Annotated in this window: 18 protein-coding genes and 3 pseudogenes; 8 read left to right on the top strand and 13 right to left on the bottom strand. The window is 58.2% G+C overall.

Annotated elements, in window-relative coordinates:
• Positions 1-11: 11 nt before the first annotated feature.
• From BLU75_RS11190 to BLU75_RS28440, 4 genes and pseudogenes are all read right to left on the bottom strand, one after another.
• Positions 12-539, bottom strand: a complete 528-nt coding sequence (locus BLU75_RS11190; RefSeq protein ID WP_084376528.1) for an AAA family ATPase — start codon at positions 537-539, stop codon at positions 12-14.
• Positions 536-1,099 (bottom strand): nicotinamide riboside transporter PnuC, encoded by a 564-nt coding sequence (pnuC, locus tag BLU75_RS11185; protein WP_084376529.1) that lies wholly within the window; start codon positions 1,097-1,099, stop codon positions 536-538. The genes BLU75_RS11190 and pnuC overlap by 4 nt, the downstream gene beginning before the upstream one ends.
• A 76-nt stretch (positions 1,100-1,175) precedes the next feature.
• Positions 1,176-1,700 (bottom strand): annotated as a pseudogene (locus BLU75_RS28445) (methyl-accepting chemotaxis protein); the annotation flags it as partial.
• Between the two features lie 378 nt (positions 1,701-2,078).
• Positions 2,079-2,720 (bottom strand): annotated as a pseudogene (locus tag BLU75_RS28440) (cache domain-containing protein); the annotation flags it as partial.
• A 342-nt stretch (positions 2,721-3,062) separates the two neighbouring features.
• Here BLU75_RS28440 and BLU75_RS11175 point away from each other — a divergent pair.
• Together BLU75_RS11175 and BLU75_RS11170 are read left to right on the top strand one after the other, a co-directional pair.
• Positions 3,063-3,893, top strand: a complete 831-nt coding sequence (locus BLU75_RS11175) for an undecaprenyl-diphosphate phosphatase (RefSeq protein WP_084376531.1) — start codon at positions 3,063-3,065, stop codon at positions 3,891-3,893.
• Positions 3,893-4,291: a DUF1294 domain-containing protein gene (locus tag BLU75_RS11170; protein ID WP_084376532.1), complete on the top strand. Its 399-nt coding sequence runs from the start codon at positions 3,893-3,895 to the stop codon at positions 4,289-4,291. Before BLU75_RS11175 ends, BLU75_RS11170 begins: the two co-directional genes overlap by 1 nt.
• Here BLU75_RS11170 and BLU75_RS11165 read toward each other — a convergent pair.
• Both BLU75_RS11165 and BLU75_RS11160 read right to left on the bottom strand, forming a co-directional pair.
• A complete protein-coding gene (locus tag BLU75_RS11165) occupies positions 4,280-4,630 on the bottom strand; it encodes an MmcQ/YjbR family DNA-binding protein (protein ID WP_084376533.1) in 351 nt (116 codons plus the stop codon). The two genes, BLU75_RS11170 and BLU75_RS11165, sit on opposite strands and share 12 nt — an antisense overlap.
• A gap of 11 nt (positions 4,631-4,641) precedes the next feature.
• A complete protein-coding gene (locus BLU75_RS11160) occupies positions 4,642-5,550 on the bottom strand; it encodes a LysR substrate-binding domain-containing protein (RefSeq protein ID WP_084376534.1) in 909 nt (302 codons plus the stop codon).
• A gap of 126 nt (positions 5,551-5,676) precedes the next feature.
• On the opposite strand from BLU75_RS11160, the gene BLU75_RS11155 reads away from it, so the two are divergent.
• The gene (locus tag BLU75_RS11155) at positions 5,677-6,288 is read left to right on the top strand and encodes an FMN-dependent NADH-azoreductase (RefSeq protein ID WP_084376535.1); all 612 of its coding nucleotides are present in this window, start codon (positions 5,677-5,679) and stop codon (positions 6,286-6,288) included.
• A 396-nt stretch (positions 6,289-6,684) separates the two neighbouring features.
• Here the strand turns inward: BLU75_RS11155 and BLU75_RS11150 are convergent, their stop codons facing one another.
• Both BLU75_RS11150 and BLU75_RS11145 read right to left on the bottom strand, forming a co-directional pair.
• Entirely contained in the window at positions 6,685-7,857 is a 1,173-nt protein-coding gene (locus BLU75_RS11150; RefSeq protein ID WP_084376536.1) for an MFS transporter, read from the bottom strand.
• Between the two features lie 495 nt (positions 7,858-8,352).
• Positions 8,353-9,939 (bottom strand): ABC-F family ATPase, encoded by a 1,587-nt coding sequence (locus BLU75_RS11145; RefSeq protein WP_084376537.1) that lies wholly within the window; start codon positions 9,937-9,939, stop codon positions 8,353-8,355.
• A 465-nt stretch (positions 9,940-10,404) separates the two neighbouring features.
• Here BLU75_RS11145 and BLU75_RS27845 point away from each other — a divergent pair.
• Positions 10,405-10,506, top strand: a pseudogene (locus BLU75_RS27845) (SAM-dependent methyltransferase); the annotation flags it as partial.
• 133 nt (positions 10,507-10,639) lie between these two features.
• Here the strand turns inward: BLU75_RS27845 and BLU75_RS11140 are convergent.
• Entirely contained in the window at positions 10,640-11,050 is a 411-nt protein-coding gene (locus tag BLU75_RS11140; protein ID WP_084376538.1) for a TIGR03067 domain-containing protein, read from the bottom strand.
• A gap of 389 nt (positions 11,051-11,439) precedes the next feature.
• On the opposite strand from BLU75_RS11140, the gene BLU75_RS11135 reads away from it, so the two are divergent.
• Both BLU75_RS11135 and lpxO read left to right on the top strand, forming a co-directional pair.
• Complete coding sequence (locus tag BLU75_RS11135) at positions 11,440-12,783, top strand: Wzz/FepE/Etk N-terminal domain-containing protein (protein WP_084376839.1); 1,344 nt, start codon at positions 11,440-11,442, stop codon at positions 12,781-12,783.
• A 288-nt stretch (positions 12,784-13,071) separates the two neighbouring features.
• Positions 13,072-13,971: a lipid A hydroxylase LpxO gene (gene lpxO / locus BLU75_RS11130; RefSeq protein WP_084376539.1), complete on the top strand. Its 900-nt coding sequence runs from the start codon at positions 13,072-13,074 to the stop codon at positions 13,969-13,971.
• A gap of 18 nt (positions 13,972-13,989) precedes the next feature.
• On the opposite strand, the gene ligD is transcribed toward lpxO, so the two are convergent.
• Entirely contained in the window at positions 13,990-16,503 is a 2,514-nt protein-coding gene (gene ligD, locus BLU75_RS11125) for a DNA ligase D (protein WP_084376540.1), read from the bottom strand.
• Between the two features lie 24 nt (positions 16,504-16,527).
• Positions 16,528-17,385 carry a non-homologous end joining protein Ku gene (gene ku / locus BLU75_RS11120; protein WP_084376541.1) on the bottom strand — a complete coding sequence of 286 codons (858 nt, stop codon included), beginning with the start codon at positions 17,383-17,385 and terminating at the stop codon, positions 16,528-16,530.
• 205 nt (positions 17,386-17,590) lie between these two features.
• On the opposite strand from ku, the gene BLU75_RS11115 reads away from it, so the two are divergent.
• On the top strand, positions 17,591-17,911 hold the full coding sequence (locus BLU75_RS11115) for a hypothetical protein (protein ID WP_090221453.1): 321 nt from the start codon (positions 17,591-17,593) through the stop codon (positions 17,909-17,911).
• Positions 17,912-17,949: 38 nt separating this feature from the next.
• Positions 17,950-19,110: a PQQ-dependent sugar dehydrogenase gene (locus BLU75_RS11110; RefSeq protein ID WP_084376543.1), complete on the top strand. Its 1,161-nt coding sequence runs from the start codon at positions 17,950-17,952 to the stop codon at positions 19,108-19,110.
• A 515-nt stretch (positions 19,111-19,625) separates the two neighbouring features.
• Here BLU75_RS11110 and BLU75_RS11105 read toward each other — a convergent pair.
• Together BLU75_RS11105 and BLU75_RS11100 are read right to left on the bottom strand one after the other, a co-directional pair.
• The gene (locus tag BLU75_RS11105) at positions 19,626-20,105 is read right to left on the bottom strand and encodes a nuclear transport factor 2 family protein (protein WP_090221452.1); all 480 of its coding nucleotides are present in this window, start codon (positions 20,103-20,105) and stop codon (positions 19,626-19,628) included.
• Positions 20,106-20,159: 54 nt separating this feature from the next.
• Positions 20,160-20,723 (bottom strand): TetR/AcrR family transcriptional regulator, encoded by a 564-nt coding sequence (locus tag BLU75_RS11100; RefSeq protein ID WP_084376545.1) that lies wholly within the window; start codon positions 20,721-20,723, stop codon positions 20,160-20,162.
• Positions 20,724-20,727: the final 4 nt, after the last annotated feature.

The raw sequence follows: 20,727 nt of genomic DNA, 5'->3' as shown, positions 1-20,727 counted from the left end.
GAGGGGGGCGTTTAGTTCCTGGCAAGCAGTTCTTCTACTGCGGCAAAAGCCCGGTCATGCCGCGCCTGCCAATCTCCGCCAATCACCCGGAACGGCTGTCGATGGCGTTCCAGCCAGTCCTGGCTGGCCGCAAAGAACGCCTGGCGATCGGCCAGTTCGGGCTGGCAACGCTGCCCGTCCGCGGTCCAGCCGATCCCTTCGGGGGACAGCAACAGATGCAGGTCGTAGTGGCGTGCGAGCAGTTCCCTGTCCAGCCATGACGGGGCGTCGCCAAACAGCGTCAGGCTCCACAGCTTATTGGTCAGCAGATTTGTGTCGAGGATCAACAGTTGCGGCGCTTGCGCGCGACCGGCATCTTCCCAGGCCAGTTGGCCACGGGCGATGTCGGGGATATCCGCCAGGGTGGTATCGCGCTGGAAGTGGTCGATGAAATAGCGCACGTACTCACCCACCAGCACCGCACCGAAATGCGCTTGCAACTGTTCGGCCAGCCAGCTTTTACCACTGGACTCGGGGCCGGCCATCACCAGCACCTTCATGCGCGCAGCGCCGGGTCGGCGCGCCACTCACGCCAGCCTTGCACCGCGATCACCGTAAACAGGGCGTAGAGCGCAGCGGTGAGATAAAGGCCTTTGTAGAGGAACAGGCCGACAAAAATCACATCGACGACAATCCATAGCGGCCAGCACTGCAGGCGTTTTTGTGCCATCCACATTTGTGCCACCAGGCTGAAACCGGTCAGCGCCGCGTCGAGCCAGGGTTGTGCGGCGTCGGTCCAGTGCGCCATGGCAGCGCCCAGTAACAAGCTGCCCAGGGCCCCGACTCCGAGACTCAACAATATGGATTGCACGCCGAGACGGGTGACTTTTCGGCCCTGTTTGACCTCGCCAGCGCGTGTCCACTGCCACCAGCCGTAGAGTTGCAGCCCGGCGTAGACCACTTGCAAGAGCATGTCCGAATACAGCTTCACCTCGAAGAAGACCCAGGTGTAAAGCAATACCATGACCAGACCGATGGGCCAGCACCAGGGGTTTTGCTTGACCGTCAACCAGACGGCGGTCACCCCCAGCACGGCGGCAAACAGTTCAAGCCCGGACATGGAATTCCTTGGAAGAGTCGAAGAGGAGGGCGATTGTAACCAACCGCCCGGGCAAAATCTTGCAACGATCAGTCGATCAAACCTTGAACTGGCGCAACAAGCCGTTCAACTCTTCGCTCAAGTCTTTCAAATGGCCGCTGGCCGCGCTCGATTGTTCCGCCGCCAGCGCCGTGCTGTGGGACAGTCCGGCCGCCTGGGTGACGTTCTGATTGATGTCTTCGACCACGTGCGCCTGTTGCAGGGTAGCGCTGGCAATCGAGGCGTTGAGGCCGTTGAGGTTGCGCAGGGCCTGACCGATGGCGGTGAGGCTGGCACCGGCCTGGCCTGCTTGCTCGATGGTCAGTTGCGAGGCTTGATGGCTGTCGCTGATGACTTTGACCGCCGCTTCGGAGTGGCCTTGCAGGCGTTCAATCATGCCCTGGATTTGCGCGGTGGACTTTTGTGTGCGCTGGGCCAGCAACCGCACTTCGTCCGCGACCACCGCAAAACCACGGCCTTGTTCACCGGCGCGGGCCGCTTCGATGGCCGCGTTGAGCGCCAGCAGGTTGGTCTGGTCGGCGATCGAGCGGATCACTTCAAGTACGCCGCCAATCTGGGTGCTCTCGGTGGACAGGGTGCGCATCACGTCGACCGCCTGATTGATGGTGCTGGACAGTGAGTCAATCTGTTGCAGGCTGCCATCGATGTTGATCTGGCCTTGTTCGGCCTGAGCCTGGGCATCGCGCATTTCACTGGCCGCATGTTCTGCATTTTTAGCCACATCCTGCACGCCGTAGGTCACTTCATTGATGGCAGTGGCGACCAGCTCCATCTGCTGGGACTGCTGCTGGCTGCGGTCATGGGCCTGGCTGGCGTTGTTGCCCAACTCCGTCGACGACTGGCCCAGGGCGTTGGCGCACGTCTGCAACTGGCCGACCACCTGGCGCAATTTGGCGGTGAAGCTGTTGAAGTGCCGGGACAGTTCGGTGACTTCGTCCTGGCCGTGGGTGTCGAGGCTGCGGGTCAGGTCGCTTTCGCCGCTGGCGATATTGGCCATGGCATTCACTGCGTCCTGCAACGGGCGCACGATGCTGCGGGCGATCAGCACCACCAGCAACGTCATGATCAGGGCAATACCGAGGCCAATGATGCAGGCTTTCCACATCTGGACCCGGAACTCTGCCTGCACATCATCAACGTAGACGCCGGAGCCGATAATCCAGCCCCAAGGCTTGAACAACTGGATATAGGAGGTTTTTGCCACGGGCGCATCCGCGCCGGGTTTGGGCCAGCGGTAGTTGACCATGCCAGCGCCCTTGGCCTGGGCCAGGCTGACAAACTCATTGAACACCGCAAAACCGTCCGGGTCGCGAATGGACGAGAGATTCTTGCCATCCAGCTTGGGATTGGCCGGGTGCATGATCATCACTGGCGTCATGTCGTTGATCCAGAAGTAATCATCGACGTCATAACGCAGCCCGCGCACGACGCTCAAGGCTTGCTGCTGAGCCGCTTCACGGGTCAGTACGCCGGTGGTTTCGAGATTGTGATAAAAATTCAGGATTCCGCCGGCGGTTTCTACCACATGCTGGGTCTGCTGACTTTTGGCCTGGTAGAGGTCGTTGTGAATCTGCTTGAGCATCAGCAAACCCAGGGTGAGCAACATCAGCACCGCGACTATCAAGATCAACCAAAGGCGTCGGCTGATCGACATATTGCGCAAACTGTTCATAGTCTTGTCACTCCGCGTTCTTATTTTTTTTGGCGTTGCCCGGACTGGCCAGTGATAACGCGAGGCGAAAAACGGGCTTGTCTGATAGGCTTTCGGCCCGGAATCAAAAAACCTGAGTCCTGCCTGATTTTTCACGGAATTTTTTGCAGTTCAGCCTTGATCCTGCGCGCTGGAAACTGAGCGTGCTCAGCGTTAGTGAACATAGAAAAAATATCAACCAGGCATGCTGACGCATGACCTTTTGGGGGAATAATGGATTTTTGGACCGCCTTTCAGGCATTGATACTTGGCATTGTCGAAGGGTTGACGGAGTTTTTGCCGATCTCCAGTACCGGTCACCAGATCATCGTTGCCGACTTGCTCGACTTCGGTGGCGAACGCGCCATGGCATTCAACATCATCATCCAGTTAGGCGCCATTTTGGCGGTGGTCTGGGAGTTTCGACGCAAGATCATTGACGTTGTGCTTGGGTTGCCCACCCAACGCAACGCGCAGCGGTTCACCGGCAACCTGCTGATCGCCTTTATGCCTGCGGTAGTGTTGGGGGTGATTTTTGCCGACCTGATCCACGAGTACCTGTTTAACCCGATCACCGTGGCTACAGCGCTGGTGGTGGGCGGTGTGATCATGTTGTGGGCCGAGCGCCGCGAGCATGAAGTGCATGCCGAAAGCGTGGATGAGATCACCTGGAAAGACGCCTTGAAAGTGGGCTTCGCTCAATGCCTGGCGATGATTCCGGGGACTTCCCGTTCCGGGTCGACCATCATTGGCGGCCTGTTGTTCGGCCTGTCGCGCAAGACCGCCACGGAGTTCTCGTTCTTCCTGGCCATGCCGACCATGGTCGGCGCGGCGGTGTACTCCGGCTACAAGTACCGGGATCTGTTCCAGCCGGCCGATCTGCCGGTGTTTGCGGTCGGCTTTGTGACCTCGTTCATTTTTGCGATGATCGCGGTCCGAGGCTTGCTCAAGTTTATCGCCAGTCACAGCTACGCCGCTTTTGCCTGGTATCGCATCGCGTTCGGTTTGTTGATCCTGGCCACCTGGCAGTTCGGGTGGATTGACTGGACAGCGGTCAAAGCCTGATGAACAAGCACCACAACGCTATCCAGCATCCGCGCTTCAAGGTCTTGATGTTTCTGTTGCTGTGCGCCGTGCCACTGTTCGGCGCGGCGTGGCTTGGGTTTCGCGGGGGCTCGCTGATTCCGCTGGCAGCTTATGGGCTGGTCAGCGTGGTCACGTTTTTCCTCTATTGGAGCGACAAGCGTAAGGCCCAAGGTGGCAGCTGGCGTACGCCGGAGAAAATCCTCCACGCCCTGGAACTGGCCGGCGGCTGGCCGGGTGCGCTGGTCGCCCAACAAGTGTTTCGCCACAAGACCCGCAAAGTCGCTTATCAGGCGGTATTCTGGTTGATCGTGTTGCTGCACCAGGTGTTCTGGATCGATCAACTGTTCCTGGGGGCCACGCTGTTCTCATGGTTCTAGCTTGAGTCCAATCTGCGTGCGTTTGGGCAGTTTGCTCACTACCAGTTGGTGGGAGCGCTGCAACAAACCGCGCAGCTCTTCACCGCCCAGCGGGTAGGGCGTTTGCATGATGATCCACTGCGCTCGCGCCAGGTAGGGAGCGGGGTGGATCCCTGGGCGATCGACATGACCGAGAAACAATTCCTTGTCGACCTTGAACGCCAGTGACTCGCCCCGCAGATTCTGCAGGGCGAACATCTTGTTCCCCGCGATCGAGAACACCCGCACGCCGCCCCACTTATAGTCCTCGCGCGCCCCGGGCAAGCCCAGGCAGAAGTGCGCGACGTCTGCTTCGGTCATCTTCCTGTCACTCATAACGGTCGGTCTCCGCAGTTTTCAAAGGCGTGCGCCATGAAATCAATCCAGGCACGTATCGCCGGCGATACACCGCGCCGGTGAGGGTACACCGCTTGCAGCCAACCGCCGGGCAGCGACCAGTCCGGTAACAACTGCACCAGTCGGCCACTTTGCAGTTCCTGCTCGCAATACATCATCGGCAGCATGGTAAAGCCCAGCCCGGCGAGTACGCAGGCTTTGCGCACCAGAAAATCTTCGGTGCCCAGACGTGCCTCCATCACCCGATCATGGCTGTTGCCCCCGGGATCAAGTATGCGCAGGTGGACCATGCGGTCGGCTTCCAGTGCACCGAGCACGGGCAGTTGCTTCAGGTCGTCCAGGGTCGCGATCTGTCGAGCACGCACCAGTTCCGGGCTCGCCACCAGCGCGGTGCGGGCCTGCCGCAGGCGTCGAGTCACCAGCAGTGGATCCTCGTCGCCCAATTCCCGTACCCGCAACGCGACATCGATGCCTTCGGCCACCAGGTCGACACGGCGATTGATCAGCATCATCTCCAATTGCACCAACGGGTACGTAGCGAGAAACTCCGGGACCATTGTCGGCAGGATTTCGTGCGCCAGACCCACCGGGCAACTGACACGCAATCGGCCGCGTGGCTCACTGGACATGTTGACGACCGCTTCGTCAGCCATCTCCGCCTCCAGCAACATCGCCTGACAGTGCCCGAGGTAGCGCTCGCCGACGGCCGTCAGGGTCAGTTGACGGGTCGTTCGTTGCAATAAGCGGGCGTCCAAGCGTTCTTCCAGCTCGGCAATCCGTCGCGACAGCCGCGACTTGGGCACGCCAAGCAGGCGCCCGGCGGCCGCGAAACCACCGGCTTCCACCACCTTGGCAAAATAATAAAGGTCATTAAGGTCTTGCATGGATCGGCCTATTGTCCTGTCAGTGGGACGAACTATCGCATTTTAATGGGCTAATCGGCTATTCGTTTGATCTATAGGATGGCCTGCATTCGATCGCCGGTGGCGATCCTCACTCGGAGATCCCACATGAAACTTTTGCATATTGATTCCAGTATCTTGGGCGACAACTCGGCGTCCCGTCAGTTGAGCGCGCAAGTGGTCAAGGCCTGGCAAGCGGCCGAGCCGGGGGTGGAGGTGACTTACCGTGACCTGGCCAGTGAAGGGATCAGCCACTTTTCCGGCGTCACCCTGGGTGCGTTGGGGACTGCCGCCGAGTTGCGTGACGCGGTGCAGAAGCACGAAGCTGACCTGAGCGCCTCGACCCTGGCTGAATTCCTCACCGCTGACGCCGTGGTGCTGGCCGCGCCAATGTACAACTTCACCATTCCGACCCAGCTTAAAGCCTGGATCGACCGCATCGCCGTTGCCGGCCAAACCTTTCGCTACACCGAAGCCGGTCCGCAAGGCCTGTGCGGCAACAAGAAAGTCATCGTGGTTTCCACCGCAGGTGGACTGCACGTTGGCCAGCCGTCCGGTGTGGCCCACGAGGATTACTTGAAATTGCTGTTGGGCTTTATTGGTATCACCGATATTGAGTTTGTCCGTGCCCAAGGCCTGGCTTACGGTGAGGAAGCGCGCAACAAGGCCCTGAACGATGCCAGCGCGATGATCAGCGATCAGCTATTCGCTGCTGCATAAGCACCGCGTAAATTTCGCCGCGACTCGATCAGTCTGGGTCGAGACGTCAGAGCTCTGTATTCGGGGGCCTGAAAGGTGCCGCAGTACCGCGATGCTGTTGCCTGATACCGTTTTTGTGGCGAGGGGGCTCGTCCCCCGTTGGGCTGCGCAGCAGCCCCAATCGCTATACACCGCATGACTCCAGAAAAAACTCAGCGACCGCTTTCAGGGCCGCTGCGCAGCCCAACGGGGGACGAGCCCCCTCGCCACGGGACGGTGTTCGGCACGCGACTTTCTTAACTGAACGGCATGACGGGAGTACCGGGCTTTTTGTTTAAGCGGGAGCGTCAGGTATCGCTGCCGCAATCCCGGTCACATCCTAGGTCTGTCGACCGACGCGAGGATGCACACGGCCGATCACTGGGCCCGCCGCTTGAGCAACAGGGTCAGACCCAAGCCGCTCACCGAGAGCAGCGCGGCGCAAAAGAAAATCCACGCATATCCCAGGTTCCGCGCCACCGCTCCCATCAGCGGTCCGGCGATTGCCAGCGCTAAGTCAAAAAATACCGCATACGCACTTAACCCCGCGCCACGACTGCTGTTGGGCACTTGTTTGATCGCCTCGACGCCTAGCGCCGGATAGACCAGCGACAGGCCGAATCCGGTCAGGCCCGCGCCGATCAGCGCAACGCTGGTGGACGGGGCCAGCCACAACAGCACCAGCCCAAGGGTTTCGAGACTCATGCAGGCGATCGCCGCGTGGAATCCACCGAAGCGGTTGATGCTGGAGATAAACAGCAGTCGCGCGAGGATAAAGCAGAGGCCGAATACCGTCAGGCACCAGGCGGCGCCAGCCCAGCCGCGGCTCAGGTAGAACAAGGTAATGAAAGTAGTCAGGGTGCCGTAACCGATGGAGGCCAGGCACAGACTTGTGCCAAACGGGGCTATGCGCCCGAAAACCGCCCAGAAGGGCAGGCGCTGACCGCGTACCACTGGCACCGAGGGTTTTTTGCGAATTAACAGCAAACCAAGGGCCGCGAGCAGTGTGAGGGCGAGACCAAGGCTGGGGTAACCGTAGCGCGTGACCATCACCACCCCGAGCGGCGCGGCGATGGCAATGGCGCCGTAGGAGGCGATGCCATTCCAGGAAATCGAGCGCGCCGTGTGCTCGGCACCGACTTGACCCATGCACCAACTGATGGTGCCGACGCCGATCAAGCCTTGGGCAACACCGAGCAGCACCCGTCCAATGATGAGGATACCCAGGCTCAGGTTCGGCAGGTCTTGCAGCAAGGTGGCCAGGAAGGTCAGCACGCCGCTGATGAGGATGCCACTCAGCCCGAGCACAATCGCACGCTTGGTGCCGACACTGTCCGACATGCGCCCAGCCATGGGCCGACTGAGCAAGGTGGCCAGGTATTGCGAGCCAATGGTTACACCGGCCACCACCGCGCTGAAACCCAATTGCTCATGGACATAACCCGGAATCACCGCAATCGGCAGACCGATGCAGATAAAGGCGATGAAGGTATAGAAGACGATAGAGACGATTTGCAGGGTAACTGACAGGGAGCTGGGGGCGACTGGCATGGCGGCTCGTTCGCGGGCGGGCGGTGAACACATCATGGCAAGGGCGAGGCAGAAAAGGAAGCAGGCTAACTATCTAGGCGAGCTGCTTTGATAGAGAGGGTCCCGTATCGCAGGCGGGTATGAAAGTGACCCATGGCAAACTCCCGTAGCAGTTGTCGAGCCTTGGCGAGGCTACGTCGACCGCTAACGCAGCCTCGCCAAGGCTCGACAGCTTCTACAGGGCTAAGCTCAAGACGCTGATTTGTCCCAGTAGAAACGCAAAAAGCCCCGTCACATCAGACGTAATGCCGTTCAGTTAAGCACATAGAGGCCACTGTAGGAGCGAGGGGGGCGCCTAGCCCTTGCTCGCGAAAAACGTTAACGATAACGCGTGTTTCCTGAATAAACGCGGCATCTATAAGTTCTTCGCGAGCAAGCTCGCTCCTACAAAAACCTTAACTGAACGGCATTACGTCACATCAGACGGGGCTTTTTGCTTGCGGCTTGCGGCTGCTTTTAAAACACCACACCCTGGCTGCGCAAGTAGTCGTCGTAGGTGCCGCTGAAGTCGATCACGCCACTTGGGCTCAGTTCGATAATGCGGGTGGCCAGGGACGATACGAACTCACGGTCATGGCTGACGAAGATCAGCGTGCCTGGGTAGTTTTCCAGCGCCAGGTTGAGGGCTTCGATGGATTCCATGTCCAAGTGGTTGGTCGGTTCGTCCATGATCAGCACGTTGGGCTTTTGCAGAATCAGTTTGCCGAACAACATGCGACCTTGCTCACCACCGGAGATGACCTTGACCGACTTGAGGATTTCATCGTTGGAGAACAGCATCCGACCCAAGGTGCCACGGATGACTTGCTCGCCCTGGGTCCACTGTCCCATCCAGTCGAACAGGCTGACGTCGTCTTCAAAATCATGGGCGTGGTCCTGGGCGTAATAACCCAGTTCCGCCGCGTCGGTCCACTTGACAGTACCGGCATCCGGCGTCAGTTCGTTGACCAGGGTACGCAGCAGCGTGGTCTTGCCGATACCGTTCGGACCGATGATCGCCACGCGCTCGCCGGCTTCAACGGTGAAGCTGAAGTCCTTGAACAGGGCCTTGCCATCAAAACCCTTGGCCATGCGCTCGACAATAACGGCCTGGCGGTGAAGCTTTTTGGTTTGCTCAAAGCGGATGAACGGGCTGACGCGGCTCGATGGCTTGACTTCCGCCAGTTGGATCTTGTCGATCTGCTTGGCGCGGGAGGTGGCCTGCTTGGCTTTCGAGGCGTTGGCCGAGAAGCGGCTGACAAAGGATTGCAGCTCGGAAATCTGTGCTTTCTTCTTGGCGTTGTCTGACAGCAGCTGCTCGCGGGACTGGGTCGCCACGGTCATGTATTCGTCGTAGTTGCCCGGGAACAGGCGCAGCTCACCATAGTCCAGGTCGGCCATATGGGTGCAGACACTGTTCAGGAAGTGACGGTCGTGAGAGATGATGATCATCAGGCTGTTACGCTGGGTCAGGATATTTTCCAGCCAGCGAATGGTGTTGATGTCCAGGTGGTTGGTCGGTTCGTCGAGCAGCAACACTTCCGGATCGGAAAACAGTGCCTGTGCCAGCAGCACCCGCAGTTTCCAGCCTGGCGATACTTCGCTCATCGGGCCGAAATGCTGTTCCAGGGGAATGCCCAGGCCCAGCAGCAGTTCACCTGCGCGGGATTCGGCGGTGTAGCCGTCCATCTCGGCGAATTCGGTTTCCAGCTCGGCGACGGCCATGCCGTCTTCTTCACTCATTTCCGGCAAGGAATAGATGCGATCGCGCTCGGCCTTGACCTTCCACAGCTCTTCGTGACCCATGATCACGGTGTCGATGACATTGAATTCTTCGTAGGCGAACTGATCCTGGCGCAGCTTGCCCAGACGCACGTTCGGTTCCAGCATGACTTGTCCACCGGACGGCTCCAGGTCGCCACCGAGGATTTTCATGAAGGTCGACTTGCCGCATCCGTTGGCACCGATCAAACCATAACGGTTACCGGCGCCGAACTTGACCGAAACGTTCTCAAAGAGTGGCTTGGCGCCGAACTGCATGGTGATGTTAGCTGTGGAGATCAATTACTTTACCTATCAATAGCTTGGGGTGCGCGTATTTGAGCCTGGAGCCTTTTGAACCAGGGCCAACGGGCATGCGTCGACAGCGACTGTGGGGCGTGGGATCCAGTCACTGAGCGGGAAATATGGGGTGCATGTTGGAATTTGGCGCGCATTGTCGCATATGTGAGGCGCGAGTTGTATGGCAGGGTGGGACCGTCTGGAAACCGGACGGGGATTGCTCAGTCGTAGGGGCTGAAAACTCTACAAAATTCACGAAGTTGTAGAGAAAACCTCGCGTTGATCAGCTTTTGCGCATTTTCTTCTTGTTAACAGTTGAACATATCATTGGCCTGACCTAAGTTTCTTGCGTTCGCCCTGCAGTAATGGCTCTTTACCGGTTCAAGGACGACGAGGCTGTTAGTGCAGGGCGAACGACTTTCGAAGCCTGCGTCCCGTTCGGACGTCAGGAGACATAATGGACAAACCCACCTGCGCCAATACCCGCATTCAAATTACGCCCAATATGAGCACCAGGTCGCGCAGTTGCCGATGTGCTGCACACTGACGGCGGTCAAACAATCGGCTTGAGTGACGCGCAGGCAAAAAAAAGGCCTGCTGGGGAAGCAGGCCAAGAGATTCACTTGAGGAGTAGCCTTCACCCTATAGCGGCAAAGGTGAAGGCTTCGTGAAAATCCTGTCGCAAATCTGCTTGCCCGATTAATCACTGTCTGCGGACAAACGTGCGCATGGTTTGTCCGGGACCGGTACTGAAATGGACGGGCCTCGGCATGCCTTCGTCAGCAGCGATAAACCTGAAGTAGCCACCATCCAAGATGTAGCTCGCCGGCAATCGCTTGCCGGCGTCGCTTCCCATCGAATCAATCCAGGTAATGCTCTTGGGTGTTGTACTGGCATCCAGGGTAAAGCTCCCCGCCAATAATACCTCGCCACTGGGTGCTGCGACCTGGAACCGGTCATCACGGATCGTGGTGACTGCGCCAGGCGCGCTGTGCGCGTCTGGAGGGTTGGTGATGCCACCTTCTTCCAGTTCGGTTTGTTCCCACTCACCTTGCAGGTTCTGAAAATCTTGATCGTCAGGGCAGGGCGCCAAGGGCGTCACGGAGAGCGACATATAAAGATCCTTCTTGGAAGAGATGGGGCAGCAATATCACCGGCCTGCGCCACTTCCGCAGGCGGCCGCTGAAATGCGTTTAAGAGTTATCTGAAAGAAAACCTGATTTTCGAGGTTTCCCCTTTTCCGACAGGCATTTAGCGCAATTTTGGCATATCGTAGGCGCAGTTCCACGTCGTCGGGGCTCACGAGCAGCCTAAACACGCTTCCCGTGAGGAAAAGGAAACATTTTTACGCCGTAGGGATTTTTCCAGCCGATAAGTGGTCCGATTACCGTTGGCTTGCGTGCATTTGCCGTGCCCGGGGCGTTGTCCCTGTATTTTCAATTAGTTACTCAGATTTACCGTGTACTGGACAAGCAGCGTCCACTACTTGAGGGTGTGCCCATTTTGAATAAAACTCCCCAGCTTCAATCTCATGTGGGATCGGACGAAATTGATTTGTTTGAACTGTTTCAATCCATCTGGCGGCAAAAGAAACTGGTCATCGGCTGTACGGTTTTTGTAGGTCTCCTGGGCGTAGGTTACGCATTACTGGCGCCCCGCGAATATCGAGTCAGCAGTGTGTTGCGCCCTGCAGCCATCAATGAGCTGGATGCTCTCAACCGGTCCGAAGTCTATAAACTGCCCCCCGCTGACGCGCTGATCAAAGTCGGCTCGCAACTGGATTCATACGACACCCGATTGAGCTTTTTCAAGGCCAACCAGGCGTTGTTCGAAGCGTTCCAGCAGCCAGGGCGCAGCCTTGAGCAAAGTTTCGAGGCCTTTAACCGGGACGCTATCAAGCTGACCTTGCCCGACCCGAAAAAAGCCGACTCCTTGAGCAGTTACATCCGCTTGGAGTTGGATTATCCCGCTGACATCGATGGGGTCGCGATCCTCAATGGCTTTGTTGACTACGCGATTGCCGCCGAACGGGCGCAAGTCGGTGCCGACCTGAAAGTGATCGTCAATAACCGGCTCGCTGAACTCAAAGGCAAGATTGACGCCGAGCGTTCCAATTACGAGACCGATAAAGAGTCAAAGATTGCCACGTTGCTGGAGAGCGACAAGCTCAAGCGTGCACAGCTCGAGGACGAACTCAAGGCCTTGCGCCTGCAGATGAAAATGGAGCGTTCCAACCGCTTGGCGGAGCTGAGCGAGGCGATTTCGATTGCCAAATCCATGGGCATCACACACCCGACAACCCCTTCGTCCATGGCGGATGCCGGGCGCGATAGTTCGAGCCAGGTGATGCGCACCGAGGTGAACAACCAAAAGATCCCGCTGTATTTCATGGGGACCGAGGCTCTTGAAGCCGAACGTATTGCCCTGCAGCATCGTACCAGTGATGACTTCACTAACAGCCGTATCGCTGAAATCGGCAAAGAGTTGCAGATGCTGCAGGTCAACCGTGAGGTCGAGGTGCTGAACAAGCGCGGCAACGAGGATATTTTCCTGCAGGATGTCGAGCCGTTGCGGGCGGAGATGGCGCGTCTGCGTGGCCTGAACATCGACATGAGTCACTTGAAGCTGGTGACGATCGACCGCCGTGCCCAGGAACCACTGAGCCCTGTCAAACCGAAAAAAGTCCTGGTGGTTGCGTTGAGCCTGGTGGCCGGATTGGTGCTCGGAGTACTGGCGGCATTGATTCGCCATTTCGTCCTGGCTCGGCATGCAACGCCGCCTTACTCACCGTTGGTGGATGACCGCTTCTCCCGGCGTGAACGCAAGGATGATGAACCGTTGGTCTGAGACGGCAAAGCTAAAACCTTCCCGGGCTGCGTCGCAGCCCGACACATCCGCCGTGGATATTTCGCGGCGGTTGAGTAACATAGTCGCTGAACACCTTTTCACAAATTTCGGTTAACCTTTGGTTACAAACTATGGCTAGAATAAAGGCCATTGGCCACGATCAGGACGGTGTTCAAGCCTGTCGTGTCGCCTGTTAACGAATTGTGATTTCAGGTGCTGCTTTTCAATTCGCGGTCTGTCGGGACCCGCAGGAGCAGCCTGTACTCTTCTGACATGTGACTAATTCCCTTGAAACTCATCATTGTTACTCTCTACGTTGCCTCGATTGCGTATGTCCATCTGCGTGGCCGGGTGAGGCATAAGCTGGGCCGCCAATTAAGTGACCATTCGACGTTCCTCGCGCCGGTCAATTGTTTCCTGTACCTGTTCTCCAAGCTGCCCGGTCGACCGTATTTGTCCCCCCGCGACTTTCCCGACCTGAGTCCCTTGGAGGAACATTGGGAAGAGATTCGCCTGGAGGGCCAGAACTTGATCCGAGCTGGCGCGATCAAGCGGTCCGAGCAATACGACGACGTGGGTTTCAACTCGTTTTTCAAGTCGGGCTGGAAGCGTTTTTACCTGAAGTGGTATGGCGACAGTCATCCGTCCGCCATGAAGTTATGCCCACGCACGACCGAGTTGGTGCAAGGCATTGGCTCGATCAAGGCGGCGATGTTCGCCGAGCTGCCGCCAGGCTCCAGGCTGGTTCGCCATCGTGATCCGTACGCCGGGTCCTATCGTTATCATCTGGGGCTGGACACGCCCAATGATCCGGGTTGTTACATCAACGTGGACGGCGAAAACTACCACTGGCGTGACGGCGAGGCGGTGATGTTCGATGAAACCTATATCCACTTTGCCGAAAACATGACCCAGCACAATCGCCTCATCTTGTTTTGCGATATCGAGCGCCCGATGAAGTATCGCTGGGCGGCTGCCTTCAATCGCTGGTTCAGTCGCACTGTCATGGCGGCGGCCGGCTCGCCCAATGATGCGGGCGACAAGACGGGCGGCTTGAATCGGGCCTTTGCGCGCTTGTACAAGATCCGTCTGCGCGGCAAAGCGCTGAAAAAGCGTAACCGCACGCGCTATTACCTGGAAAAATGGGCGATCTTTGCGCTGCTGGCGGCGGTTTTTGTGCTTATTTAAGCGCGTTTACGGAGCGCCTCAGTCTGGCGGATGCGCTCCCAGCTTCTCCCACATTTTCTGGCTGATTCGCTGTCGATTGGCGTAACCCGCCCATGGATCCTCCTGCAAACCCTGCAACCGTTGGTGCAGGTTGGCGATGTTCCATTGTTGCGCGCCGCGCAGCCCGTTCAACTCATCCCGGCTGACAGGCACAGACACCGGTAAGCCCGGTCGGGCCCGGACCGAGTAGGCCGCAACCGTACTGGCTCCGCGGCTATTGCGCAGGTAATCGATAAATATCTTCCCGACGCGATTTTTCGGCCCCGAGGTGGCGGTAAAGCGTTCCGGCAATTGCTTTGCCATGAACTGTGCGATGGCCTTGGTGAAAACCTTCAGCGTTTCCCAGCCATCTCTGCGTGCCAACGGGACGATGAAATGCAAGCCCTTGCCACCGCTGGTCTTGAGGTAGCTATCCAGGCCCAGTTCATCCAACACCGCTAAGGTCAATTGCGCGGCTTCCAGCATGCTTTTCCAGGGCAATGCCGGGTCCGGGTCGAGGTCGAGCACAAACAGATCCGGGGTCTCGATCTTGTTCGTCGTCGCGCCCCAGGTGTGCAGCTCGATCGTGCCCATCTGCACCGCGCCGGTCAGCGCCTCCACGCTGTTGATTTCCATCAGGCGTGCATGTCCGGGGTCCAGCGCCTGATCCAGCTGCTTGATATGGGGGATCGCCAGGCGCTCGGCGTGCTTCTGAAAAAACTGTTCACCTTCGACGCCTTCTGGCGCCCTCAGCAGCGAGACAGGACGGTTGCGCAGGTGCGGCAGGATCCACTCGCCGATGGCCTCGTAGAACCTCGCCAGTTGCTGCTTTTGCGTGCCACTTTGGGCATCAATGATCCGCGCCGGATGGGTGATTTTTACCCCGGCGACGTTAGCCTTGTCAGCATCCGCGATGTGCGGGGCAGCGGTTTTCGTGGCTTTCAAGGACTTGGCTGGACGCGGTAGCTCATGCACGATCTGCTCCACAGGTTTATCCGTACGCAGCCCGACAAAGGCCGCCTGGCGTACAACGCCTTCGCGGGTCCATTCGGCAAACTGTACCTCGGCGACCAATTGCGCTTCGATCCAGCGCACGCCGTGCCCCTGGACGCCGGACAAGGGCTTATCCAGCGCTGGCGACTCGCGCTCCAGAGGCTGCATTTTCGTGTATATGGATTTCAGCGCCGCCTGGTCGAACCCGGTTCCTACGCGTCCGGCGTAGACCAGGCCAACCTCATCATTGACCGCCAGCAACAACGCGCCAAAGCCGCTGCGCGACCCTTTTGGCTGGGTGTAGCCGATAATCACGAACTCCTGGCGCAGGCGACATTTGAGTTTGATCCAGTCCGGGCTGCGGCAAGAGTTGTAGGGACTGCCGGCGCGCTTGCCAATGACGCCTTCGAGGGAAAGGTCGCAGGCGCTTTCGAAAATATCTTGCTGATTGGCGGTGAAGGCTGTGGAGAAGCGCAGCAATTTGCTGTTGTTGCGTGCCATCGCCTCTTTCAGTGCGGCTCGACGTTTTTCCACCGGGTCGCCTCGCTGGTCGCGGCCTTCGAGGAAGGGCGTGTCGAACAGGTAATAGACGATGTCCAGGCTGCGACCGATATCAAACGCGTTCTGTAGTGCCTGAAAGTCTGGAAGGCCATCGGCATTCAGGCTGACTACTTCGCCATCCAGCCAACTGTCCTGGAGTTTCAGCGCCTCCAGGGCTTTGACCTGGCGGGGCAGGCGATCAGTCCAGTCATGGCCGTTGCGGGTGAACAGGCGCACTTGGCCGTTGCGAATACGGGCCAGGATCCGGTATCCGTCGAACTTGATTTCGTATATCCAATGGCCTGCGGGCGCCCTGTCTACCAAGGTGGCCAGTTGCGGCGCAAGGTGTTCGGGCAGAACGGTTTTCTTGCTGGTCTTCTTGCGCGCGCTGGTCGTGGCCTTTGCCCGCCCCACCGATGCGCCGCTCAAGACACTTTTGGGTTCGGCGGTGACGATATCGTAATCATCCGAGGCGCGTGCCTGCTGGTCATTTTCCTTGATCAGCAGCCATTGTTCCTTGTCACCGCTGCCCTTGAGCCGGGTACGGACCAACGTCCAGTCACCCGCGAGTTTTTCACCGATCAAGGTGAACTTGAGTTTGCCGGCGGTGTAGCTCTGCAGCGGATCGCCATGGGGTTGCCAGACGCCACGGTCCCACACAATCACGTCACCCGCACCGTATTGGCCGGCAGGGATGCTGCCTTCGAAGCCGCCGTAGCTTAACGGGTGATCTTCGACGTGCACCGCCAGGCGTTTCTGGCTCGGGTCCAGGCTTGGTCCCTTGGGCACCGCCCAGCTCTTGAGTACCCCGTCGAGTTCGAGGCGAAAATCATAGTGCAGGTTACGCGCGTCATGCTTCTGGATCACAAACGACAGGGCCGACGCCGAGGCTCGGCGCTTTGAAGCGGGCGCCGATTCGGAGGGCTCTGAGGTGATCTCGAAGTTACGCTTGCGTTGGTATTCACTCAGGGGCTTGGCCATGGCGGTTTCCTTGCAGGTTCCGGCTCAAGAAGCCTTGGTGGTTTTTTTGCGCGCCGCAGGTTTGGTCGTTTTTGACTTGGCGCTGCCCGTCGACTTGGCTCCGAGGCTGCGCTTGAGCAGCTCGGTCAGGTCGATCACGTCGGCTGACTTGCGTTCTTCTTTGCCTTCGTTCGATTCGATGTCTTCGATCTTGCCGGCCTTGGCCTTTTTTGCCACCAGCGCCATGATTTTGTCCTGGAAGCTGTCGCGGTAATCTTCTGGCCGCCAGTCGGCACTCATGTCCTCGACCAGACGCTTGGCCATATCCAGCTCGCCCTTGGTCAAGGTCGGCTGCGTCACATCGCTCTCCAGCTCCAGCTCGTCCAGGCCGCGAACCTCGGCGGGCCAGCGCAACATCACCAGCACCAGCGCGGATTCCAGCGGGACCAATGCGGCCAGGTGTTGTTTGGTGTGCAATACCACGTTCGCCAGGGCGACCTTGGCGGTTTTCTTCAAGGTTTCGCGCAGCAAGGCATAAACCTTGCCGCCGCGTTTGTCCGGCGCCAGAAAATACGGCGTATCGATGTTCTGCAACGGAATCTGGTCGCTGGCGACAAACGCGATGATTTCGATGGTTTGTGTGGATTTTGGATGGGCCGAGCGGATTTCGTCCTCACTCAGCACCACGTAGCGGCCTTTTTCGTAAGCCACACCCTTGACGATGTTGTCTTTAGTGACCTCCTTGCCGGTGGTTTTGTTGATGCGCTTGTAACCGACCGGGTCCATGCTGCGCTTGTCCAGCCAATCAAAATCCACACCCTGGGAGGATGTCGCCGAGACCAGCGAGACGGGGATGTGCACCAAGCCGAAACTGATCGCACCTTTCCATATGGCTCTTGGCATAGAAGTAGCTCCTGAAGGGATAGCGTGCTTAGGTGACCTGTCGGCCTTCAGAAAAGTTTCTACCATCGGCTGGCCGGCAACGCGGTCTCAGCGGCTCTGAAAAGCCGTGTTACACCTGATCGGAGACTATTTAGTGACCAAAACCGAACGCAGGGCGTAGCGTGCTATCGAAAGCAGGTCATCCTCGTATCCGAGAGGTTTTGTCATGAAGGTTCCTATGCGTAACCTTGCTGCGTTGACGTTCGGCCTGATGCTGAGTGCAATCACTCAGGCCCAAAACGCGCCCAGCAATAACAACCCGTACAACGGTCCGATTCACCGGGCCAATCCCAACAGCATGCAGGGTACACAGCCCACTACGCCGATTTTGCGCGGCGGCACCTATACCGCGCCCGTTCCACGGCCGCCAACCTTGGAAAACGGCGGCATTGGCAATCGTTATCCGCAGCGTGATACAGCACCGGTGCGGCCATCCACCCAGCCTTCGCCTCCCACGCGCGACGCGAATGGCAATCGCCAGCCTTGAACGCTGTTACCGTTGAAAAACACAAGGAGCTCCACGGTATGTTTCTACGCAAAACTCTATTGGCGACCTTCTGCGCTGGCGCCTTGCTGCCCTTCGCACCTGCGGTGTCCGCCGCCGACACTCAGCAGTTTCCCAGCGAGCAGGGCAAGGTGACGGTGACGCCAGTTGCCGAAGGTTTGGAAAACCCTTGGGCGGTGGCATTTTTGCCGGATAACCAGGGTTTCCTGGTCACAGAACGGCCAGGCAATCTGCGGTTCATCAGTCCGGATGGCAAGCTTTCCGCGCCGCTGAACGGAGTGCCGCAAGTCTGGGCCAAAGGGCAGGGTGGTTTGCTGGATGTGGTGCTCTCGCCGGACTTCAAAGAGGACCGGATGGTTTATCTGTCCTACGCCGAAGGCGGCGGCAAAGGCGGCACTGCCGGTACCGCCGTGGGACGTGGTCGATTGACTGAAGACTTGAGTGGCCTGAAGGATTTTCAAGTCATCCTGCGTCAGGAACCGAAGCTGTCCACCGGCAATCATTTTGGTTCGCGGTTGGTGTTTGACCGCGACGGCTATCTGTTTGTGACCCTGGGGGAAAACAACGATCGCTCGACGGCCCAGGACCTGGACAAGTTGCAAGGCAAAGTCGTACGCATTTTCGCGGATGGTCGGGTGCCGGACGATAACCCCTTTGTCGGCCAGAAAGGCGCCAGGCCCGAGATCTGGTCCTACGGCCAGCGTAACCCTCAGGGCGCTGCGCTGAACCCTTGGACCGGCACCTTGTGGGAAAACGAACACGGCCCTCGCGGCGGTGACGAAATCAATATCATCGAGCGTGGGAAAAACTATGGCTGGCCGCTGGCGACCCATGGCATCAATTATTCCTTGCTACCGATTCCCGAAGCCGAGGGCAAGACCGTCGAGGGCACGGTAGGGCCGCATCATGTGTGGGAGAAGTCGCCGGCTATCAGTGGCATGGCGTTCTATGACGCCGACCGTTTCAAGCCCTGGCAGCACAATGTCTTTATCGGTGCCTTGGCCAGCCAAGAGTTGATTCGCCTGCAGTTCGAGGGCGACAAGGTGGTGCACGAGGAGCGTTTGCTGGCTGAGTTGAAGGCACGTATTCGCGATGTGCGACAGGGACCGGACGGTTATCTGTATGTGCTGACGGATGAGGAGAATGGGGTGTTGTATCGGGTTGGATTGAAACAGGATTGAAGGTGTTTAAGTCGCTGACATGCAGTGGACGGAAGAGCTGTTTTGATCTGCAGTGAATGGTTTTTTTGTGTTTTGTTTGTGAGCCGCCCCTCACCCTAACCCTCTCCCCTCTGGGGAGAGGGGACCGACCGCAGGATATTGGCGGTTTACGGCGACCTGAAAGGGCAGTTTTGAATCCATAATCACTACGGTTTTTCAAGTCGCGCATTTTCTCAGCACACTTCGCTCAGTTCCCTCTCCCCAGAGTGAGAGGTGACCGACCGCAGGATATTGACGGTTTACGGCGACCTGAAAGAGCAGCTTTGAATCCATAATCACTACGGTTTTTCAAGTCGCACATTTTCTCAGCACACTTCGCTCAGTTCCCTCTCCCCTCTGGGGCGGTCCGACGTTTCGGGAGGGTTAGGGTGAGGGGCGGTTCTCAAGGTTGCCAGGTATTTTGCCGCCAGCGCAGCATTTCCGGCTCCCGATGGCATCCCCTCAGGCCGCCTGAACATCTGGGCACCAAGTAATCATTACAACCCCAACTCGGACAGCCCCGGATGATCGTCCGGGCGCCGACCCAGGGGCCAGTGGAACTTCCGATCGCTGGCCTTGATCGGCAAATCGTTGATGCAAGCATGTCGGTTGGACATCAAACCATTCTCATCGAACTCCCAGTTCTCATTGCCATAGGAGCGGAACCAGTTGCCCGAATCGTCATGCCATTCGTAGGCGTAACGCACGGCAATGCGATTGCCAGTGAAGGCCCACAGCTCTTTGATCAAGCGGTAATCCAGCTCCTTGGCCCATTTGCGGGCAAGGAAAGCCCTGGCTTCGTCGCGGTTGCGGGCAAACTCAGTACGGTTGCGCCACGTCGTGTCGAGTGTGTAAGCCAGGGACACGCGTTGCGGGTCCCTGGAGTTCCAGCCGTCTTCGGCCAGACGAATCTTTTCAATCGCCGACTCTTGAGTGAACGGTGGAAGGGGTGGGCGAACTTCAGCATCGGATGACATGGCACGGCTCCTGAACGTTAAGGGGTGAACCTGGGTTATCGCAATCAATAGCGTTTAAAGCGCCAATAAAGTTCGCGCCATGGTTTGCGCAGTCTCAGCGGCGGTTGAATCTCCCATGACGAGGGCAACGGTAATGGCGCCATCGATCAGGATCAGCAGTTGCGCGGCCTGTTGTTGCGCCGCTACACAGCCATGCGCGTTACACAACTCAAGCACGTACTCGGACAGTTTCTGTTTGTGAGCCTTGGCCAGCAAACGCACCGGGTCTTGCGGGTCACCGGTTTCGCCACTGGTGTTGATGAACGCGCAGCCGCGAAAATCCTCGGAACCGAACCAGGTCTTGAGCGCGCTGAACAGTCCGAGCAGGCGTTCACCGCTGCTCTCGTTGCGTTCGACTTCGCTGCGTAGCCACTGCAGCCAGCGCGCATCGCGGCGCTGAAGGGCCGCGATGACCAACTCGTCCTTGTTGGCAAAGTAGCGATAAATACTTTTTCTGGAGACCCCGGCAGTTTTCACCAGAAGGTCCACACCGGTAGCCGCAATGCCACTTTTATAGATCAACTTTTCGGCAACATCCAAAATGATATCGCGGGTTTCATTGCTGTTGATTTCGTTCATGACT

It is taken from the genome of Pseudomonas mucidolens (assembly GCF_900106045.1).
In the GTDB taxonomy this organism is placed as follows: domain Bacteria; phylum Pseudomonadota; class Gammaproteobacteria; order Pseudomonadales; family Pseudomonadaceae; genus Aquipseudomonas; species Aquipseudomonas mucidolens.
The sequence above is the reverse complement of the archived record's forward strand: the minus strand, read 5'-3'. Positions and strand labels throughout refer to the sequence as shown.

What these genes read in the sequence shown, in the direction of transcription:
- BLU75_RS11155 (WP_084376535.1), top strand. Translation starts at nt 5,677, where the DNA reads ATGAAACTTTTGCATATTGATTCCAGTATCTTGGGCGACAACTCGGCG.
- ku (WP_084376541.1), bottom strand. Translation starts at nt 17,385, where the DNA reads ATGCCAAGAGCCATATGGAAAGGTGCGATCAGTTTCGGCTTGGTGCAC.
- BLU75_RS11105 (WP_090221452.1), bottom strand. Translation starts at nt 20,105, where the DNA reads ATGTCATCCGATGCTGAAGTTCGCCCACCCCTTCCACCGTTCACTCAA.
- BLU75_RS11190 (WP_084376528.1), bottom strand. Translation starts at nt 539, where the DNA reads ATGAAGGTGCTGGTGATGGCCGGCCCCGAGTCCAGTGGTAAAAGCTGG.
- BLU75_RS11165 (WP_084376533.1), bottom strand. Translation starts at nt 4,630, where the DNA reads ATGACCGAAGCAGACGTCGCGCACTTCTGCCTGGGCTTGCCCGGGGCG.
- BLU75_RS11115 (WP_090221453.1), top strand. Translation starts at nt 17,591, where the DNA reads ATGAAGGTTCCTATGCGTAACCTTGCTGCGTTGACGTTCGGCCTGATG.
- BLU75_RS11150 (WP_084376536.1), bottom strand. Translation starts at nt 7,857, where the DNA reads ATGCCAGTCGCCCCCAGCTCCCTGTCAGTTACCCTGCAAATCGTCTCT.
- ligD (WP_084376540.1), bottom strand. Translation starts at nt 16,503, where the DNA reads ATGGCCAAGCCCCTGAGTGAATACCAACGCAAGCGTAACTTCGAGATC.
- BLU75_RS11170 (WP_084376532.1), top strand. Translation starts at nt 3,893, where the DNA reads ATGAACAAGCACCACAACGCTATCCAGCATCCGCGCTTCAAGGTCTTG.
- BLU75_RS11110 (WP_084376543.1), top strand. Translation starts at nt 17,950, where the DNA reads ATGTTTCTACGCAAAACTCTATTGGCGACCTTCTGCGCTGGCGCCTTG.
- BLU75_RS11140 (WP_084376538.1), bottom strand. Translation starts at nt 11,050, where the DNA reads ATGTCGCTCTCCGTGACGCCCTTGGCGCCCTGCCCTGACGATCAAGAT.
- BLU75_RS11160 (WP_084376534.1), bottom strand. Translation starts at nt 5,550, where the DNA reads ATGCAAGACCTTAATGACCTTTATTATTTTGCCAAGGTGGTGGAAGCC.
- pnuC (WP_084376529.1), bottom strand. Translation starts at nt 1,099, where the DNA reads ATGTCCGGGCTTGAACTGTTTGCCGCCGTGCTGGGGGTGACCGCCGTC.
- BLU75_RS11175 (WP_084376531.1), top strand. Translation starts at nt 3,063, where the DNA reads ATGGATTTTTGGACCGCCTTTCAGGCATTGATACTTGGCATTGTCGAA.
- BLU75_RS11100 (WP_084376545.1), bottom strand. Translation starts at nt 20,723, where the DNA reads ATGAACGAAATCAACAGCAATGAAACCCGCGATATCATTTTGGATGTT.